Annotated in this window: 14 protein-coding genes; 10 read left to right on the top strand and 4 right to left on the bottom strand. The window is 69.1% G+C overall.

Annotation, left to right across the window (positions count from 1 at the left end; all coding sequences use genetic code 11):
• The first annotated feature begins 383 nt into the window (after window positions 1-383).
• The 5 genes from Q9R28_RS09465 to Q9R28_RS09445 all read left to right on the top strand — a co-directional run bounded on the left by Q9R28_RS09465 (window position 384) and on the right by Q9R28_RS09445 (window position 6,433).
• A complete protein-coding gene (locus Q9R28_RS09465; RefSeq protein WP_066652772.1) occupies window positions 384-2,012 on the top strand; it encodes an ABC transporter substrate-binding protein in 1,629 nt (542 codons plus the stop codon).
• A 246-nt stretch (window positions 2,013-2,258) separates the two neighbouring features.
• Window positions 2,259-3,188 (top strand): ABC transporter permease, encoded by a 930-nt coding sequence (locus tag Q9R28_RS09460; protein ID WP_066652773.1) that lies wholly within the window; start codon window positions 2,259-2,261, stop codon window positions 3,186-3,188.
• Window positions 3,178-4,128 carry an ABC transporter permease gene (locus Q9R28_RS09455; protein ID WP_066652788.1) on the top strand — a complete coding sequence of 317 codons (951 nt, stop codon included), beginning with the start codon at window positions 3,178-3,180 and terminating at the stop codon, window positions 4,126-4,128. Before Q9R28_RS09460 ends, Q9R28_RS09455 begins: the two co-directional genes overlap by 11 nt.
• Complete coding sequence (locus tag Q9R28_RS09450) at window positions 4,125-5,867, top strand: ABC transporter ATP-binding protein (protein WP_066652791.1); 1,743 nt, start codon at window positions 4,125-4,127, stop codon at window positions 5,865-5,867. The genes Q9R28_RS09455 and Q9R28_RS09450 overlap by 4 nt, the downstream gene beginning before the upstream one ends.
• Window positions 5,868-5,929: 62 nt before the next feature.
• Window positions 5,930-6,433 (top strand): PH domain-containing protein, encoded by a 504-nt coding sequence (locus Q9R28_RS09445; RefSeq protein WP_066652794.1) that lies wholly within the window; start codon window positions 5,930-5,932, stop codon window positions 6,431-6,433.
• 121 nt (window positions 6,434-6,554) lie between these two features.
• On the opposite strand, the gene Q9R28_RS09440 is transcribed toward Q9R28_RS09445, so the two are convergent.
• The 3 genes from Q9R28_RS09440 to Q9R28_RS09430 form a co-directional block, all read right to left on the bottom strand.
• Entirely contained in the window at window positions 6,555-7,100 is a 546-nt protein-coding gene (locus Q9R28_RS09440; protein ID WP_158407732.1) for a PH domain-containing protein, read from the bottom strand.
• A gap of 212 nt (window positions 7,101-7,312) precedes the next feature.
• Window positions 7,313-7,789, bottom strand: a complete 477-nt coding sequence (locus Q9R28_RS09435; RefSeq protein WP_251154698.1) for a peroxiredoxin — start codon at window positions 7,787-7,789, stop codon at window positions 7,313-7,315.
• Window positions 7,790-7,858: 69 nt separating this feature from the next.
• A complete protein-coding gene (locus Q9R28_RS09430) occupies window positions 7,859-9,541 on the bottom strand; it encodes an ABC transporter family substrate-binding protein (RefSeq protein ID WP_251154699.1) in 1,683 nt (560 codons plus the stop codon).
• Between the two features lie 144 nt (window positions 9,542-9,685).
• Between Q9R28_RS09430 and Q9R28_RS09425 the strand changes: the two genes are divergently transcribed.
• Genes Q9R28_RS09425 through Q9R28_RS09415 form a run of 3 tightly spaced genes read left to right on the top strand, consistent with a single transcriptional unit; the run spans window position 9,686 to window position 13,834 of the window.
• Window positions 9,686-10,669, top strand: a complete 984-nt coding sequence (locus tag Q9R28_RS09425) for an ABC transporter permease (protein WP_251154700.1) — start codon at window positions 9,686-9,688, stop codon at window positions 10,667-10,669.
• Window position 10,670: 1 nt separating this feature from the next.
• Entirely contained in the window at window positions 10,671-11,699 is a 1,029-nt protein-coding gene (locus tag Q9R28_RS09420; RefSeq protein ID WP_251154701.1) for an ABC transporter permease, read from the top strand.
• On the top strand, window positions 11,696-13,834 hold the full coding sequence (locus tag Q9R28_RS09415) for an ABC transporter ATP-binding protein (RefSeq protein ID WP_311205957.1): 2,139 nt from the start codon (window positions 11,696-11,698) through the stop codon (window positions 13,832-13,834). Before Q9R28_RS09420 ends, Q9R28_RS09415 begins: the two co-directional genes overlap by 4 nt.
• A gap of 187 nt (window positions 13,835-14,021) precedes the next feature.
• On the opposite strand, the gene Q9R28_RS09410 is transcribed toward Q9R28_RS09415, so the two are convergent.
• Complete coding sequence (locus Q9R28_RS09410) at window positions 14,022-14,771, bottom strand: CPBP family intramembrane glutamic endopeptidase (protein ID WP_311205956.1); 750 nt, start codon at window positions 14,769-14,771, stop codon at window positions 14,022-14,024.
• Between the two features lie 139 nt (window positions 14,772-14,910).
• Between Q9R28_RS09410 and typA the strand changes: the two genes are divergently transcribed.
• Together typA and Q9R28_RS09400 are read left to right on the top strand one after the other, a co-directional pair.
• Window positions 14,911-16,833: a translational GTPase TypA gene (gene typA, locus Q9R28_RS09405; protein ID WP_066652823.1), complete on the top strand. Its 1,923-nt coding sequence runs from the start codon at window positions 14,911-14,913 to the stop codon at window positions 16,831-16,833.
• A gap of 109 nt (window positions 16,834-16,942) precedes the next feature.
• Window positions 16,943-18,136, top strand: coding sequence for an amidohydrolase (locus tag Q9R28_RS09400; RefSeq protein ID WP_066652826.1), 1,194 nt, complete (start codon window positions 16,943-16,945; stop codon window positions 18,134-18,136).
• Window positions 18,137-18,157 lie beyond the last annotated feature (21 nt).

Raw genomic sequence — 18,157 nt, 5'->3', positions numbered from 1 at the left:
CACACGGCGGCGATCCCACCCCTGAGCGCGTAGCGTGTGCCCTGTCCGGAGATCCGGGCAGGGCACACGTGCGCCAGGGGGTGTGCGCCGACGGTTCCGGACAGCGGGATGTCGGAGCGCTCCACCTCCGTCCGAGGGCTGCTCGGCTAGCCCATCGCTGTGCGCTCGTGCAACAACTTCGTTGCAGAAGCAACAAACCCGCTCGCGCCTCGTCAGGGCGACCGAATCTTGCATCCTCCCGCAACGATCCTGCAACTTGGTTTCCGGTTTGTAACCGATGGCCGCAGGGTTTGGTCGGCGGTCCGAGCACTGCCTACAGTGCAAGGACAAACGCGCCCGGCAGCACCTCTGTGCCTGGCGCGTCCCATGCACCAGGAGGAACCTTGATCAAGAAGCGCGCTGGGCTCTCTGCCCTCGCCGTGCTCGGGGCCACAGCAATCGCCCTGACCGGCTGCTCCAGCAACGGAAGCGGCAACGGCGGTGACTCGGGCTCGACGAACGCGTCCGGGATCGTCACCACGAACGGCTCCGAGCCCCAGAACCCGCTCATCCCCTCGAACTCCACCGAGACCGGTGGCGGCAAGATCATCACGTCGATCTTCGAGGGCCTCGTCTCGTACGACGCCGACGGCAAGCCGGTGAACGAGGTCGCGAAGAGCATCGACACCGATGACTCCAAGACCTACGACATCACGCTCAACACGGGCTACACCTTCACCAACGGCGAGAAGGTCACGGCCGAGTCGTTCACGAAGGCGTGGAACTGGGCTGCCCAGAAGTCGAACGCGCAGGGCGCGAGCTACTTCTTCGAGAACATCGAGGGCTACGACGCCGACAAGGACTCGGAGCTCACCGGGCTCAAGGTCAAGAGTGACGACGAGTTCACCGTCACGCTGAAGTCGGCGCAGTCGGACTTCCCGCTGTCGCTCGGCTACTCGGCCTTCATGCCGCTCCCCTCGGCGTTCTACGACGACACCAAGGCGTTCGGTGAGAACCCGATCGGCAACGGCCCGTACAAGCTCGACGGCAAGGGTGCGTGGACGCACAACCAGTCGATCAAGCTCGTCACCAACGAGGACTACGCCGGCAAGCGCAAGCCGAAGAACGGTGGTCTGACGATCACGTTCTACACCTCGCAGGACACCGCCTACGCGGACGTGCAGGGTGGCAACCTCGACGTGCTCGACGCCATCCCGGACGCTGCCTTCGCGACGTACAAGTCGGACTTCCCCGACTCGAACGCGAACCAGGCCGCGGCGATCTTCCAGGGCTTCTACCTGCCCTACTACCTCGACCACTGGAAGGGCGAGGAGGGCAAGCTCCGTCGCGAGGCCCTGTCGATGGCGGTCAACCGCAAGCAGATCACCGACAAGATCTTCGACGGCACCCGCACCCCGGCCAAGGACTTCACCTCCCCGGTCATCGCCGGCTGGAACGGTGACCTCAAGGGCTCCGACGTCCTCGACTACAACCCGTCCGAGGCCAAGAAGCTCTGGGCGCAGGCCAACGAGATGTCGCCGTACGACGAGACGCTCACCATCGCCTACAACGCCGACGGCGGACACGAGGCATGGGTGACCGCGGTCACCAACTCGATCTCGAACACGCTCGACATCAAGGCCGAGGGCAAGGCGATCCCGACGTTCCAGGAGGCGCTCGACGCCCAGACGCAGGACAAGCTCACGGGCGGTAGCCGCACCGGTTGGCAGGCCGACTACCCGTCGCTGTACAACTTCCTCGGCCCGACCATGGGTGAGGGCTCGTCCAGCAACTACGCGCGCTACGACTCGGCCGAGTACAACGAGCTGCTCGCCAAGGGCCGTTCCGCCTCGACCGTCGAAGAGGGCAACAAGTACTTCGACCAGGCCCAGGAGCTCCTGTTCCAGGACCTGCCGGAGATCCCGCTGTGGTACTCCAACGTGACCGGCGTCTGGTCGGCCGACAACGTGAAGAACGTCAAGTTCGGTTGGGACTCCGTGCCGCTGTACTACGACATCGAGGTCACCAAGTAACACCGGTGTCACCGCGGTCGAGCACCGCGGAGACACATCGCGAGCAGGTATCCTGCTCCGCGGCCACCGGACGGGGGTCCGGAGACCACACGGTCTCCGGGCCCCCGTACCTCGGCGGCAACACAACCCCCACCACCGCGGGCGCCGCCGCCCGCACCGGACACCCGTGCCGACCCGCGAGCCGTCCACCCCTCACGACATGAACCTGAACGACACGCGCGCCGCTGCGCAGGGCCGAGCGATCTGATGCTCTGGTACCTCGGCAAGCGCCTCCTGCAACTCATCCCCGTCTTCTTCGGGGCCACGTTCCTCATCTACTTCATGGTCTTCTCGCTGCCCGGCGACCCGATCGCCGCGCTGTTCGGCGACCGTCAGCCGTCGCCGCAGGTGATCGAGCAGCTCCGGCAGCAGTACAACCTGGACAAGCCGTTCCTCGTCCAGTACTTCCTGTGGATCGGTGGCGTCTTCCGCGGCGACCTCGGACTGACCTACTCGGGCCTGCCGGTGTCGCAGCAGCTCGCGTCGGCGTTCCCGATCACCGCGCGTCTGGCGCTCCTGTCCCTGCTCTTCGAGGCCGTCGCGGGCATCGTCGTCGGTGTCATCGCGGGTCTCAAGAAGGGCAAGTGGTTCGACACCTCCGCGCTCGTCGTCTCGCTGCTGCTCATCTCGGTGCCGACCTTCGTCGTCGGCTTCCTGCTGCAGTACGTCTTCGGCATCCAGCTCGGTCTGTTCCGCGTGACCGTGTCGGGTCAGGCACCGTGGTCGGAGCTCGTGCTCCCGGCCGTCGTGCTCGCGACCGTGTCGTTCGCGTACATCGTGCGGCTCACGCGCGCCAGCGTCGCCGAGAACATGAACGCCGACTTCGTCCGGACCGCCACCGCGAAGGGCCTGCCCCGTCGTCGCGTGGTCGGGGTGCACATCTTCCGCAACTCGCTCATCCCCGTGGTGACCTACCTCGGTGTCGACATCGGCAACCTGATGGTCGGCGCGGTCGTGACCGAGGGCATCTTCAACATCAACGGTGTCGGCGGCACGGTGTTCCGCGCCGTCAAGCTCGGCGAGGGCCCCACGGTCGTGTCGTTCGTCGCCGTGATGGTCATCATCTTCATGCTCGCCAACCTCCTGGTCGACCTGCTCTACGCCGTCCTGGACCCGAGGATCCGCTATGCCAAGTAACGCCGAACCCCGCTCCGCGACGCACTACGTGGCGCCGATCGAGGAGACGCCGCTCCAGGCCGTCGACCAGGTCGACGAGACGGAGAAGACGCGCTCGACCTGGACCGACGCGTGGGACTCCATGCGTGTCCGCCCGACCTTCTGGATCTCCTCGGTCCTGATCCTGCTCGTGCTGGTCGTCGCGGTCTTCCCCGGCCTGTTCACGCACGTGGACCCGCGCGCCGCGAACCTCGACTTCAGTGACGAGGGCGCCCGCCCGGGTCACCCGCTCGGGTACAACCGCCAGGGCTACGACGTGTACGCCCGTGTCATCTGGGGCGCACGCAGCTCGGTCATCGTCGGCCTGGTGGCCACGATCCTGGTGTCGCTCGTCGGCATCATCATCGGTGCCCTCGCCGGCTTCTACGGCGGCTGGCTCGACACGATCGTCTCCCGCATCGGCGACATCTTCTTCTCGATCCCGACCATCCTCGGCGCGATCGTGATCATGTCGGTCATCCCGGCCCGCAACGCGATCACGGTGGCCCTCGTGCTCGCCGCGTTCGCGTGGCCGCAGATCGCCCGCATCATGCGCGGTGCGGTGCTCAGTGCGAAGCAGTCCGACTACGTCACCGCCTCGGCGGCGCTCGGCGTCAGCCGCTTCACCACGCTCGTCCGCCACGTGATCCCGAACGCGATCGCCCCGGTCATCGTCATCGCCACGGTGTCGCTCGGGTCGTTCATCGTCGCCGAGGCCACCCTGTCGTTCCTCGGCATCGGGCTGCCCCCGTCGGCGCTCAGCTGGGGCCTCGACATCGGGACCGCGCAGACGTCGATCCGCACCAACCCGTCGACGATCTTCTGGCCGTCCGCCGCCCTGTCCATCACCGTGCTCGCGTTCCTGCTCCTCGGCGACGTGGTCCGCGACGCGCTCGACCCGAAGGCGAGGGCCCGTCGATGACCGAGACGCTCACCGATCCCACCACCCGTCGTCCGGCCGGTTCCGGCGCCCCGCTGCTCGAGGTCTCCGGCCTGCAGGTCGGGTTCCGCACGCAGAGCGGTCTCGTGCAGGCCGTACGCGGCGTCGACTTCACCCTCGAGCAGGGCGAGCGTCTGGCGATCGTCGGCGAGTCCGGTTCGGGCAAGTCGACCAGCGCCCAGGCGATCATCAAGCTGCTCGCCGGCACCGGCGAGGTCACCGGCGGGTCGATCAAGTTCAACGGGCGTGAGCTCGTCGGGCTGTCCGACAAGGAGATGGCCGGCATCCGCGGGAAGGAGATCGGCTACGTCCCGCAGGACCCGATGTCGAACCTCAACCCGCTGTGGTCGATCGGCTTCCAGGTGGAAGAGGCCATCAAGGCCAACGGCATGGCCACCGGCAAGCACGCGATCCGCGCCCGCGCGGTCGAGGTGCTGCAGGAGGCCGGCCTCGGCGACGCCGCCACCCGGCTCAAGCAGTTCCCGCACGAGTTCTCCGGCGGCATGCGCCAGCGCGTGCTCATCGGCATCGGTCTGTCCAGCCGCCCGCAGCTGCTCATCGCGGACGAGCCGACCTCGGCGCTCGACGTCACCGTCCAGCGGATCATCCTCGACCACCTCGAGACGCTGACCCGTGACTTCGGCACCTCGGTCCTGTTCATCACGCACGACCTCGGCCTCGCCGCCGAGCGTGCCGAGAAGCTCGTCGTGATGTACAAGGGCCAGGTCGTCGAGTCGGGTCCGTCCAAGGAGATCCTGGCCAACCCGCAGCACCCGTACACGCAGCGCCTCGTCGCCGCGGCGCCCTCGCTCGCGAGCCGTCGCATCCAGTCGAAGGTGCAGCACGCGCGGGTCGACATCGCCGACGCGGGCAGCGAGGACGACGAGCTGATCGCCCGCGCCCAGGAGCGCGAGCACCGTCCGGCGCAGGACCTCATCGTGGTGAAGAACCTGCAGAAGGTCTACAAGCTCCGAGGGAAGAACCTGCAGTCCCGCGAGCTCAAGGCCGTCGACGACGTCTCGTTCGCGATCCCGAAGGGCACCACCACGGCGCTCGTCGGCGAGTCGGGCTCGGGCAAGTCGACCGTCGCGAAGCTCGTGCTGCAGCTCGAGTCGATCAGCGGTGGTTCGGTCACGTTCGACGGCATCGACATCGGCGCCCTCAAGGGCAAGGACCTGTTCGACTTCCGTCGCCGGGTGCAGCCGGTCTTCCAGGACCCGTACGGCTCGCTGGACCCGATGTACAACGTCGGGAACACGATCGCCGAGCCCCTTGCCACGCACAAGGTGGGCGACAAGGCGAGCCGCCGGGCCCGCGTGCTCGAGCTGCTCGACCAGGTCGCGCTGCCGAAGTCGATGGTGAACCGCTACCCGAACGAGCTCTCCGGCGGGCAGCGGCAGCGCATCGCGGTCGCGCGTGCGCTGGCGCTCAAGCCCGAGGTCATCGTGCTCGACGAGGCGGTCTCGGCGCTCGACGTGCTCGTCCAGGGACAGATCCTCGACCTGCTCACCGAGCTGCAGACCGAGCTCGACCTGACGTACCTCTTCATCACGCACGACCTCGCCGTCGTCCGCCTCGTCGCGGACAACGTCTGCGTCATGCGGAAGGGGCAGATCGTCGAGAAGGCGACGACCGACGAGGTCTTCGCGAACCCGAAGGAGCAGTACACGAAGGACCTGCTCGCCGCGATCCCGGGTGCCGGGTTCGAGTTCGGGCGCTGATCCCGCTGCACCACCCCGAGGCCGGACGTCCCGTCAACCTCCGCGCAGGTCGCGGAGGGGCGGTGGCGTCCGGCCTCGTCGTCGTCCTGGGGGTGTTCCTGCTCGCCGACGCCGCGGTACGGGGGAGTTGGGACGTCGTCTGGGTCGCGGTCGGCCCGGTCGCCGCGATCGTGTGGGCGCTCTGGCTGCTCACCGTCCGGCCGTCGGTGCGGCTCGACGACGACGCGCTCACGGTCGTGAACCCGATGCGCACCACCCGCGTCCCGTGGGCTGCCGTCACCGACGTCCGGCTGCGCTGGCAGATCGTGGTGCAGACCGCCGACGGGCGCTCCGTCACCTGCCGCGGCGGGCCGTCGATCCGCGGGTCGCGTCCGGTCCGTCGTGGGCAGCTGTCCGTGCCGCAGGAGCCGGAGGAGCTGCGGACGATCCGCCAGCGCTGGCGCGCACGCCGCGCGGCCGGGGCACCCGACAGCGACGTCCGCCGCGGGTGGGACCGTCCCGCCGTCGTGACCGGGGCGGCGGTCGCGGTCCTGCTGCTGGTCTCCGCGGGCGCGCTGGCGGTCTGACGCACCACGGGGCGGTCGGGAGGCTCTGCGCGGTCCCGCCACGCGCCTCCCGTCCGCCGACGGGATGATCCGGAGGCTCGACGCGGTCCCGCCACGCGCCTCCGGGCCGTTGCGTGCTCGTCTAGAGCTGTGCGCCCGCCATCGACGCGGCGACACCGAGCACGATCATCGCCGTGACCGTCCACCCGTGCACGCGGTGGACGATGGTCGCGGCCTCGACGGTCGCCGGCGGCGGTCCGTCCTGCACGACCGGCGCCGGCACGTGCGCGCGGAGGACGTCCGCGACCTCCCGGACGTCGGCGGCCGTCGTCGCGCCGTCGCCCGGCCGACGGATCCCGAGCGCGGCGGTCGGCCGCGTCGCGAGCCAGGTGCGGCGGACGCCCTCGGTCGTGACCACCTCGATGCCGTACTTCGTGCGGACCTCCTGCACGCGGCGCCAGGGGTAGGTGCTCGTGCGGCGGACGTCGACGATCGTCAGCGTCTCCTCCGTGAGCTCGAACCGCGGGCGCCAGAGCACGGCCCACGCGATGAACGCGGTGAAGATGCTCGGGACGGGGACGAGCAACGGGTTGCCGCCGGTCAGGAGCGCGAGCGGCACCAGCACGACCGCGACGACCCACAGGACGACGGCGAACAGGCGCATCCGGGGCGCGACGACGGTGCTCATCCAGGCCATCGTAGGGGAGTGGGCGGGGTCGAGAGCGCCTCCCCGGGGACGTCCGGGAGCGGGTGTGACACACCTGCGCGTACCGCCGGACGACCCGGTTCCCCGGAGAGGCGGGTCCGTTGCGGACCTCGTCCGTCCATGGTCAGCACCGCCACACCCGGGTGTCAACACCCGGTGCCCGATCTTCAGGAACGCTGGTCCGTCCCGCGCGGTCAGACGAGTCGTTCGACCTGCTCGCGGATGGTGTCGGCCTTCGGGAAGCGCAGGCCGACGAGCCCGACGTGGCGCCAGCGGACGATGCCGTCGGCATCGATGACGAAGACCGAGCGGCGGAGGCCGATGCCCGGCGCACGGACGCCGTAGGCCCGCGCGACGTCGCCGCCGGTGTCGCTCAGCAGCGGGAAGGTGAGGGACGCACCGCGGGCGAAGTCCTCGTGCGAGTCCAGTGCCTGCGGGCTGACACCCCAGACGACGGCCCCGAGGTCGGTGAACTCGTCGAGCTCCTCCTGGTAGCTGCAGAGCTGGGCCGTGCACACGGGCGTGGCGTCGCCGGGGTAGAAGGCGAGGACGAGCGGACGGCCGATGACCGCGGACAGGGCGTACTCGTCGTCCGTGCGGGTGCCGTTCCGGACGACGAGTCCGGGCAGGGAGAAGTCGGGCGCGGTGTCGCCCGGCTCGGGGATGCTCATGCCCTCACAGTAGGACAGGGAACGGGCCCGGTCGCGTGGTGCGACCGGGCCCGTCCTGGTGTCGTGCTGCTACTTGGTGAACCCGACCTTGGTCCAGTCGATGTTCTGCGCGCCCGCGAACGCGCCGTAGTTGGCGAGCTTCGGGTTCTGCGCGACGAGGGCAGGCTTCGCGGTGATCGGCATCGAGTGCCCGATCGCCCAGACCTGCTTGTCGACCTTGTTCCAGATCGCGTTCGCCTTCTCGGTGTCCGGCTCGGCGACCGCCTGCGCGATGAGCTTGTCGATCGCGTCGTCACCGATGCGGCCGTAGTTCTGACCGGTGTCGCCGGTTTGGTAGATCGACGCGCTGCTGGAGTGGAAACCGGTGCCGCCCCAGACGAAGATCGTCATGTCGTAGTTGCCCGGCGTGACGTACTGCTCGAAGAAGTCGTCCACCGCGACGGACTTGAGCTTCAGCTCGATGCCGACGTCCTTGAGCTGCTGCTGCATCACCTCGGAGAGCTTCTGCGACGAGGTCGCACCCGACGGGATCGTGATGGACAGCGAGAGCGTCTTTCCGCCCTTCTTGCGGTATTGGCCGTCGGTCTTCCAGCCGTCGTCGTCGAGGATCTTCTTCGCCTTCTCGACGTCGAAGGTGCCGTTCGGGTCGGTGTTCGCCTCGTAGCCGTCGTCGGTCGACAGGAAGACGTGGTTGTCGAGCGTGCCGAGCTTGTACGGCAGGGTCCCGCCGATGACCTGCGCCAGCGCTTCCCGGTTCACCGCGTGCTGGATCGCGAGTCGGAGCTGCTTGTCCTTGAGGATGCCCTTGGACGAGAAGTCGACGTGCGTGTACTGCGCCGAGGTCGAGGCGTAGACCTTCGAGTTCTTGGCGTCCTTGACGCGGTCGAACCGTTCCGAGGTCGTCGTCAGGACCGAGTCGATCTCCTTGTTGAGGTAGGCGTCGACGTCCGCGTTGCCGTCGAGCGACCGGAAGATGACCTGGTCGAGCTTCGGCTTGTCACCCCACCAGTTCTCGTCGGGGACGATCGTCACGGTGCCGGCGGTCTCGTCGAGCTCGGACACCTTGTACGGGCCCGAGGAGACCGGGACCTTGCCCTTGTACGCCTCGTTGAACTGCTCGGGGGTTCCGGTCTGGCTGGCCGGGTAGAGCGGGGTGAAGAGCGACTTCCAGTCGGAGAACGGCTTGTCGAAGACGACCTTGACGTCCTGGTCGGACGACCCCTTCGTCACCGAGGCGATGTCCTCGTACCCGGTGGTCGACCCGACCAGGTAGTCCGGGTTCGTCCCGTTCAGGGCCTTCCACTCGTTCTCGAAGTCCTTCCACGTGATGGGGGACCCGTCGTTCCACTTCGCCTTCGGGTTGATCTCGTACTCGATCGTGAGCGGGTCGTCGCTCGTCGCCTCGGCCTTGGAGACGTAGTCGGTGTCGAGCTGCGGGGCGCCCTTGCCGTCGATCACGTAGATGAACGGCATCGTCGCCTGTTCGATCGTGGAGGCGTCGACCAGGGCGCCGTCGACCTGGTTGTAGTTCCACTGGGTGATCCACTGCGAGATCGGCAGGCGGAGCGTGCCGCCGTCCTGCAGGTCCGAGACGGGCTGCTCGTTGATCTGGGCCGAGGTGGGCAGGGTCTTCTTGCCCGAGTCGTCGGAGCCGCTGCCGGACCCACCGTTGGATCCGTTCGAGCAGCCGGTGGCGACGAGAGCGAAGCCGGCGAGTGCCGCCGTCAACGCCAGGACTTTCCTGTGCTTCATGGTCTTCCCCTCGTGAAGTTGTGGATCACCATACGGCCCCCGCGCGGGGGCAGTCGACCCGTTCTGTTGCAAACACCAATTCGTTACGCGGGGAGTGGCGGGATGTGATCTCCCGGAAACAAATCGGGTCGTATGGTGTTCCGCATGACCCGCTTCCTGGCGCGTCGACTCGTGTACTACGTCGTGCTCGTGTTCCTCGCCACCTCGCTGACGTACTTCCTGGCCTCGGCGACGTTCAGCCCCCGATCCGTCTACGCAGAGCGCAACCCGGCCCCGCCTGCGGCCACCATCGACAAGAAGCTCGACGACATCGGTGTCAACGACAAGACGCCGATCGTCGTGCGGTACGGGCACTGGCTCGGCGACGTCGTGCAGGGAGACATGGGGCGGACGATCCAGGACCGCCCCGTGACCGACCAGTTCTGGCCGCGCCTGGGGGTGAGTCTCCGCCTGCTGCTGGTGGGCACGATCGTCGGCATCCTGCTCGGGGTGCTGCTCGGCGTCTGGAACGCCGTCCGGCAGTACCGGATCTCGGACCGGGTGAGCGCGATCATCTCGATCGTGCTCATCTCGACACCGGTGTTCCTGACGGCCGTGTTCCTGAAGATCGGGGCGACGAAGCTCAACCAGGACACCGGGACCCAGCTCATCAACTTCACCGGTGAGGCCACCCCGGGGCTCAGCGGGAGCTGGATCGACCTGTTCTTCGACCGCGGCGTGCACCTGCTCCTGCCGACGATCTCGATCGCACTCGGGCTCATCGCGATCTACAGCCGGTACCAGCGGGCGACGATGCTCGACGTGCTCGGTTCGGACTTCCTGCGGACCGCGCGCGCGAAGGGCCTGACGAAACGGCAGGCGACGTTCAAGCACGGGCTCCGGACGGCGCTCCTCCCGATGACGACCCTCTTCGCCTACGGCTTCCTGGGCATCCTGACCGGGGCGATCTTCACCGAGAAGATCTTCGGGTGGAACGGCCTCGGTGCGTGGTTCATCGACTCGGTGAACAACAACGACGTGAACGCGGTCACGGCGTACTCGCTGTTCGCGTCGGTGATGGTGCTCATCGCCGGGTTCCTCGCGGACACCCTCACCGCCGTCCTCGATCCCCGCGTGCGGAGGAACTGACATGACCGACACCCGGATCGAACCCGTCGACGGCACGACCGTCGGTCGGTCCGACACACCGTTGCCCGGCAGCCCGAAGCCCGGCGGGAAGCAGCGCAACCGCTTCGTGCAGACCGTCGTCCGCACCTTCATGAACCGCGGGGCCGGGATCGGCCTCGTCGTGATCGTGCTGCTCTTCGCCTTCGCGTTCATCGGGCCGCTCGTGAGCCCGTACGGCTACTCGCAGATCGACTACACCGCGTTCTCGCAGCCGCCGAGCGGGACGCACTGGTTCGGCACGAACGGCATCGGGCAGGACGTCTTCGCGCAGACCGCGCGGGGGATGCAGAAGAGCCTGCTCATCGGCCTGCTCGTCGCGGTGTTCTCGACGGCGATCGCTGCCCTGACGGGTGCCGCGGCCGGGTACTTCGGCGGCTGGGTCGACCGGATCGTGATGTTCTTCGTCGACATGCTGCTCGTGCTGCCGTCGTTCCTCATCATCGCGATCATCAGCCCACGCATCCAGAACTCGGGCTGGATCGTCCTGGTCGCCCTCATCGCGGGCTTCGGCTGGATGATCACCGCCAGGGTCGTCCGCTCGATGACGCTGTCGGTGAAGGAGCGCGAGTTCGTGCGCGCCGCCCGGTACATGGGCATCGGACCGTTCCGGATCATCGTCCGGCACATCCTGCCGAACGTGGCGTCCTTCCTCATCATCGACGGCACGATCCAGGTCGGCGCCGCGGTGTTGTCCGAGACGAGTCTCAGCTACTTCGGCTTCGGCGTGCAGGCACCGGACGTCTCGCTGGGCACGCTCATCGCGCAGAACCAGGACGCCGCGCTCACCAGCCCGTGGCTGTTCTTCTTCGCGGCCGGTGCGCTCGTGGTCTTCGCCATCGCGGCGAACCTGCTCGGCGACGGGCTGCGCGACGCGCTCGACCCGACGTCGGCGACGGGCAAGAAGCAGAAGCGGAGCGGTCGGAAGCGCGACCAGAACCAGGCCGCGGTCGACGCCGCGACCATCACCACGCAGGCAGGGGCCGGCGCATGAGCACCACCACCACGACGACCACCACGACCGAACCGCTGCTCCGCGTCCGCGACCTCGACGTCCGGTTCCCGACCCCGCGCGGCGTCGTGCACGCCGTTCGGGGGGTCGACCTCGAGCTCCGGCGGGGCGAGGTCCTCGGCATCGTCGGCGAGTCCGGTTCGGGCAAGTCCGTCACGAGCATGGCGATCCTCGGACTGCTGCCGGAGACCACGAAGGTCACGGGGTCGATCGCGCTCGAGGGGCAGGAGCTCCTCGGCCGCAGCGACAAGCAGCTGAGCAAGCTGCGCGGAGCCAAGGTCGCCATGGTCTTCCAGGACCCGCTGTCCGCCTTCACGCCCGTGTACACGATCGGTGAGCAGATCGCCGAGACCGTCCGCGTGCACCGGGGTGCCTCGAAGCAGGACGCACGCGCCCGGGCGATCGAGCTGCTCGAGCTCGTCGGCATCCCGCAGGCCGCGCAGCGCGTGGACGCCTTCCCGCACGAGTTCTCCGGTGGCATGCGGCAGCGCGCGATGATCGCGATGGCCATGGCGAACGACCCGGACGTGATCCTGGCCGACGAACCGACCACGGCACTGGACGTGACGATCCAGGCCCAGATCATCGACGTGCTCCGCACCGCGCAGCGCGAGACCGGTGCCGCCCTGGTGTTCGTCAGCCACGACCTCGGGGTGATCGCCGGCATCGCCGACCGCATCGCCGTGATGTACGCCGGGCGGATCGTCGAGACCGCGAGTGCGGACGAGCTGTTCGCCCGACCACGCATGCCCTACACGATCGGCCTCATCGGCGCGCTGCCCCGGCTCGACGAGTCGAGCGGCGAGCCGCTGGTCCCGATCCCCGGGTCGCCGCCGTCGCTCATCGGGCTGCCCGACGCCTGCCCGTTCGCCGACCGGTGCCCGCTCGCCGCCGCCGTCTGCCGTGGGTCGGAACCGCCGCTCGCCGCGGTCGACGTGGCGGCCGGTGTCCCCGGAGAAGGGCCGGTCGACACCTCGGTGCCGCACGCGGTCGCCTGCCACCGGTACGAGGAGGTCGCCGAGGCCCACGCCGACGCCGGCGCGATCTTCCGGCTGCCCGAGATCCCGGACACCGGCGTCGCGGTCACCACACCCGCCGCCCGCGAGCAGCGCCCCGCCGTCGTCCAGGTCGAGGGGCTGACGAAGACGTTCCCGCTCGTCAAGGGATCGGTGTTCAAGCGCAAGGTCGGCGAGGTCTACGCGGTGGACGGCGTCGACCTCGACATCCGCACGGGCGAGACGCTCGGGCTGGTCGGGGAGTCGGGGTCCGGCAAGTCGACGACCCTGCACCAGCTGATGGACCTCGAGCGGCCCGAGCACGGCACGGTCGAGCTCTTCGGACAGCCGGTCACGGCGTCGAAGCAGCTGCGGCAGCGCATCTCGATGGTGTTCCAGGACCCCGCAGCGAGCCTCGACCCGCGCATGTCCGTGTACGACGTCGTCGCCGAACCGCTCCGGGCCATCGGCGCCGCGTCGGACCGCATCGCCGAGCGGGTGCCGGAGCTCCTCGGGCTCGTGGGGCTCCGTGCCGCCGAGGCCGACCGCTACCCGCACGAGTTCTCCGGCGGGCAGCGGCAGCGCATCTCGATCGCTCGGGCGCTCGCGACCGAGCCGGAGCTCATCGTGCTCGACGAGCCGGTCTCCGCGCTCGACGTGTCGATCCAGGCCGGGGTGCTCAACCTGCTCGCCGACCTCAAGGCACGACTCGGGTTGTCGTACCTGTTCGTGTCGCACGACCTGTCGGTGATCCGGCACGTCGCGGACCGGGTGAGCGTGATGTACCTGGGCCGCACCGTCGAGGAGGGTGCGGTCGACGAGGTCTTCGAGCGCCCGATGCACCCGTACACGGCTGCGCTCATGTCGGCGGTCCCGGTGCCGGATCCCGTCGTGGAGCGCGCACGGCGGACGATCCTGCTGCCGGGGGACCCGCCCAGCCCGACCGAGCGCCCGACCGGCTGCCGGTTCCGCTCGCGCTGCCCGCTCTACGCGATGCTGCCCGAGGCGCAGCAGGCGCGGTGCCGCGACGAGGTGCCCGAGAAGGCGCCGCGCGCCGGCGCGGAGCGCGACCACCGTGCGGCGTGCCACTACCCGGAGCAGGTGCCGCAGCTGGTCGCGTGACCAGCCGACGGACGGAAGGCGCGGTGCCGGTCGGTACCGCGCCTCCCGTCCGTCACCGGCCCACGTCGGGCCCGTCCTGCCGTGAGACGGTCTCGTCACGTCGAGACGCCGCAGGATCCTGCGGCGTCTCGCGTCGATGCCTCCGTCTGACGGGCACGCCGGCGTCTCGCTTCGGCGACGCACCCGCTCACCGGAACAGTCCCGGGAACGCCTGGGCGACGAAGGGGTAGCCCACGAAGACGACGGCGTCGAGCAGGCAGTGCGTGATGACGAGCGGGAGCAGCCGCCCCCACCTCGTGTAGATCCACCCGAACACGATGCCCATCATCGCGTTCCCCACGAACGCCCCGAACCCCTGGTACAGGTGGTAGCTCCCGCGCAGGACCGCGGTCGACAGGATGACCTGCCACCGCCCCCACCCGAGCCCGCCGAGCCGCTCGTACAGGTACCCGATGACGATGACCTCCTCCTGCAGCCCGGACCGGACGGCCGAGAGCAGCAGGACGGGGATCGTCCACCAGTAGGTGTTCAGCGCCGCCGGGTCGACGTCCACCGTGAAGCCGAGTGCGCGACCGGCGAAGTAGAGCGCGAGTCCGGGGACGCCGATGCCGAGCGCGATGAGGGCTGCACCGCCGAGGTCCGGCCGCGCCCGGAAGCGGTCGATGCCGAGCCGGTGGAGGTGCGGGCGCCTCGCGCTCCAGAGGAGGTAGCAGACCAGCGCGACCGGGGCCAGGTCGACCGCGATGCCGACGAGCTGCCGCGCGAGGTCGACGTACTGCACGGTCGTCGTCGAAGTGTTGAGCGCGGTGGACTGCTGCCCGAGCGGGGTCGTCTGGGACAGGTCGTCGATGATCTGCAGCACCGAGTACAGCGCGCTGCCGCCCAGTGAGAGCATGAGGACGATCGTGATCTCGGTCCACGTCCGCCGTCGGGTCATGCGCTGTACTCCTCAGGGTTGCGAACTACCGGTAGACTGGCGTGTCGGGCGTTCCAGCCCACCCCCGGGCAGTGCCACCACGGCGCGAGAGCCGCCGTCGGCCGCCCGATCTTCTCCGAACACTTGAAGGATGTCCTGTATGGCGCTCGCCACCCGGTCCGACCTGCGCAACGTCGCCATCGTGGCACACGTCGACCACGGCAAGACCACCCTCGTCGACGCGATGCTCACGCAGACCAACTCGTTCGACGCCCACTTCGAGGGCGAAGACCGGATGATGGACTCGAACGACCTCGAGCGCGAGAAGGGCATCACCATCCTCGCGAAGAACACCTCGGTGCTCTACAACGGGGAGCACGCCGAGCAGTTCAACCCGGGTGGCCGCATCACGATCAACGTGATCGACACCCCCGGCCACGCCGACTTCGGTGGTGAGGTCGAGCGCGGCCTCTCCATGGTCGACGGTGTCGTGCTGCTCGTCGACGCGTCCGAGGGCCCGCTGCCCCAGACCCGCTTCGTGCTGCGCAAGGCGCTCGCCGCGAAGCTCCCGGTGATCCTGCTCGTCAACAAGACGGACCGCCCGGACTCCCGCATCGACGAGGTCGTCTCCGAGTCGCAGGACCTGCTCCTCGGCCTGGCCTCGGACCTGTCGGACGAGGTCGACGACCTCGACCTCGACGCGATCCTCGACGTCCCGGTCGTCTACGCGTCCGGTCGTGCCGGCGCCGCGAGCCGCAACAAGCCGAACGACGGCGAGCTGCCCGACAACGACGACCTCGAGCCGCTGTTCGAGGCGATCCTGCAGCACGTCCCGGCGCCGACGTACGACGACGAGCACCCGCTGCAGGCGCACGTCACCAACCTCGACGCCTCGCCGTTCCTCGGCCGCCTCGCGCTGCTCCGCATCTTCCACGGCACGATGAAGAAGGGGCAGACGGTCGCGTGGGTCAAGCACGACGGCACCGTCGCGAACGCCCGCATCACCGAGCTGCTCATCACGAAGGCACTCGACCGCTTCCCGGCCGAGTCCGCGGGCCCCGGTGACATCGTCGCCGTCGCCGGCTTCGACACCATCACCATCGGTGAGACGCTGTCCGACCCCGAGGACGTCCGCCCGCTGCCGACCATCACGGTCGACGACCCCGCCATCTCGATGACCATCGGGACCAACACGAGCCCGCTCGTCGGCAAGGTCAAGGGCCACAAGCTGACCGCGCGCATGGTCAAGGACCGCCTGGACCGCGAGCTCATCGGCAACGTGTCGCTCAAGGTGCAGGACATCGGCCGTCCGGACACCTGGGAGGTCCAGGGTCGTGGTGAGCTGGCGCTCGCCATCCTGGTCGAGCAGATGCGCCGCGAGGGCTTCGAGCTCACCGTGGGCAAGCCGCAGGTCGTCACGAAGCGTGACGAGAACGGCAAGCTCCAGGAGCCCTACGAGCACATGACGATCGACACGCCGGAGGAGCACCTCGGCGCGATCACGCAGCTCATGGCCGCGCGCAAGGGTCGCATGGAGAACATGACGAACCACGGCACCGGCTGGATCCGCATGGAGTTCATCGTGCCGTCGCGTGGCCTCATCGGCTTCCGCACGTCGTTCCTCACCGAGACCCGTGGCACGGGCATCGCGAACGCGATCTCGCACGGCTACGACGACTGGGCGGGCCCGATCCAGACCCGCATCAACGGCTCGATCGTCTCCGACCGCGCCGGTGTCGTGACGCCGTTCGCCATCACGAACCTGCAGGAGCGCATGACGTTCTTCGTCAACCCGACGGAGGAGGTCTACGAGGGCATGGTCATCGGCGAGAACTCGCGCGCCGACGACATGGACGTGAACATCACGAAGGAGAAGAAGCTCACGAACATGCGTTCGGCGAACGCCGACTCCTTCGAGTCGATGACGCCGTCGCGCCAGCTCTCCCTCGAGGAGTGCCTGGAGTTCGCGCGCGAGGACGAGTGCGTCGAGGTCACCCCCGACAACGTGCGCATCCGCAAGGTCGAGCTCGACGCGCAGGCCCGTCAGCGCGCGTACGCCCGCCTGAAGCGCCAGGACGCGTAACTCCGCGACAGCCTGGAGGCACTGCCTCCGTCCGACGGCCCGGTCACCTCGTCGAGGTGGCCGGGCCGTCGGCGTCCGCGCCCTCCGGCTCCGGGGTTACGGTGGACGGGTGACCCTCGATCTCCTCTCCCTGTACCAGGACCTGCACGCCCACCCGGAGCTCGGCTTCCAGGAGCACCGCACCGCCGGTGTGATCGCCGACCGACTGGCCGAGATCGGTGGGATCGAGGTCACCACGGGCGTCGGCGGCACGGGCGTCGTGGGCGTCCTGGCGAACGGCGACGGGCCGGTCGTGTGGCTCCGCGCCGACATCGACGGCCTGCCCGTGCAGGAGCGCACGGGGCTGTCCTACGCGAGCACCCACACCGGCCGCGACGACGAGGGCGTCGAGGTCCCGACGATGCACGCCTGCGGACACGACATCCACGTCACGTGGCTGCTCGGGACCCTCGAGCGCCTCGTCGACACCCGTGACGCGTGGCACGGCACGGTGGTCGCCGTCTTCCAGCCCGCAGAAGAGGTGATCTCCGGTGCCCGCGCGATGATCGAGGACGGCCTGGTCGAGCGCTTCCCGCAGCCGGAGGTCGTGCTGGGGCAGCACTCCGCCCCCGCGCCGGTCGGGATCGTCGCGGTCGGCAGCGGACCGGTCATGGCGTCGAGCGACCGGCTGACGGTCACGTTCAACGGCCGCGGCGCGCACGGTTCGGCGCCGCAGGCCTCGCTCGACCCGATCGTCACCGCCGCGAGCGCCGTCGTGCGGTTGCAGACGGTCGTCTCCCGCGAGGTCTCGCCGTCCGACGCCGGCGTCGTCACCGTCGGCGCCTTCCACGCCGGGACCCGGCCGAACATTATCCCGGACCAGGCCGTCATCGAGATCTCGACGCGCGCTCGGAACGAGGAGACCCGCGAGCGGATCATCGCCTCGATCGAGCGCATCGTGCGGGCCGAGAGCGAGGCGGGCGGCCTCGCCGCGCCGACCATCGAGCGTGCCCCGGGTGCCGAGGTGACCGTGAACGACCCCGAGGCGGCGAAGCGCGTGCTCGAGGCGATCCGTCCCGTCGTGCCCGGTGCGCGCGACCTGGAGATCGGGCTGGCGATGGCGTCGGAGGACGTCGGCCAGCTCGCCACCGCGGCGGGGGTGCCGCTCGTGTACTGGTTCACCGGCATCACCGATCCGGAGCTGTTCCGCCGCGGCGAGGAGATCCCGAGCAACCACTCGCCGTTCTACGCGCCGCAGGCCGAGACGGCGATCCCGGTCGGCGTCGACGCCCTGACGGCAGCCGCCCGCACCTACCTGTCCTGACCGGCGGCGCGGCGGACGGGA

The organism is Curtobacterium sp. BRD11 (assembly GCF_031844345.1).
Classification (GTDB): domain Bacteria; phylum Actinomycetota; class Actinomycetes; order Actinomycetales; family Microbacteriaceae; genus Curtobacterium.
This window is presented reverse-complemented; position numbering and strand designations above follow the sequence as displayed.

Bases quoted from the DNA above. Each gene is read 5' to 3' on its own strand.
- Q9R28_RS09435 (WP_251154698.1), bottom strand. From the start codon at position 7,789: ATGAGCATCCCCGAGCCGGGCGACACCGCGCCCGACTTCTCCCTGCCC.
- Q9R28_RS09455 (WP_066652788.1), top strand. From the start codon at position 3,178: ATGCCAAGTAACGCCGAACCCCGCTCCGCGACGCACTACGTGGCGCCG.
- Q9R28_RS09440 (WP_158407732.1), bottom strand. From the start codon at position 7,100: ATGAGCACCGTCGTCGCGCCCCGGATGCGCCTGTTCGCCGTCGTCCTG.
- Q9R28_RS09460 (WP_066652773.1), top strand. From the start codon at position 2,259: ATGCTCTGGTACCTCGGCAAGCGCCTCCTGCAACTCATCCCCGTCTTC.
- Q9R28_RS09420 (WP_251154701.1), top strand. From the start codon at position 10,671: ATGACCGACACCCGGATCGAACCCGTCGACGGCACGACCGTCGGTCGG.
- Q9R28_RS09415 (WP_311205957.1), top strand. From the start codon at position 11,696: ATGAGCACCACCACCACGACGACCACCACGACCGAACCGCTGCTCCGC.
- typA (WP_066652823.1), top strand. From the start codon at position 14,911: ATGGCGCTCGCCACCCGGTCCGACCTGCGCAACGTCGCCATCGTGGCA.
- Q9R28_RS09425 (WP_251154700.1), top strand. From the start codon at position 9,686: ATGACCCGCTTCCTGGCGCGTCGACTCGTGTACTACGTCGTGCTCGTG.
- Q9R28_RS09410 (WP_311205956.1), bottom strand. From the start codon at position 14,771: ATGACCCGACGGCGGACGTGGACCGAGATCACGATCGTCCTCATGCTC.
- Q9R28_RS09430 (WP_251154699.1), bottom strand. From the start codon at position 9,541: ATGAAGCACAGGAAAGTCCTGGCGTTGACGGCGGCACTCGCCGGCTTC.
- Q9R28_RS09450 (WP_066652791.1), top strand. From the start codon at position 4,125: ATGACCGAGACGCTCACCGATCCCACCACCCGTCGTCCGGCCGGTTCC.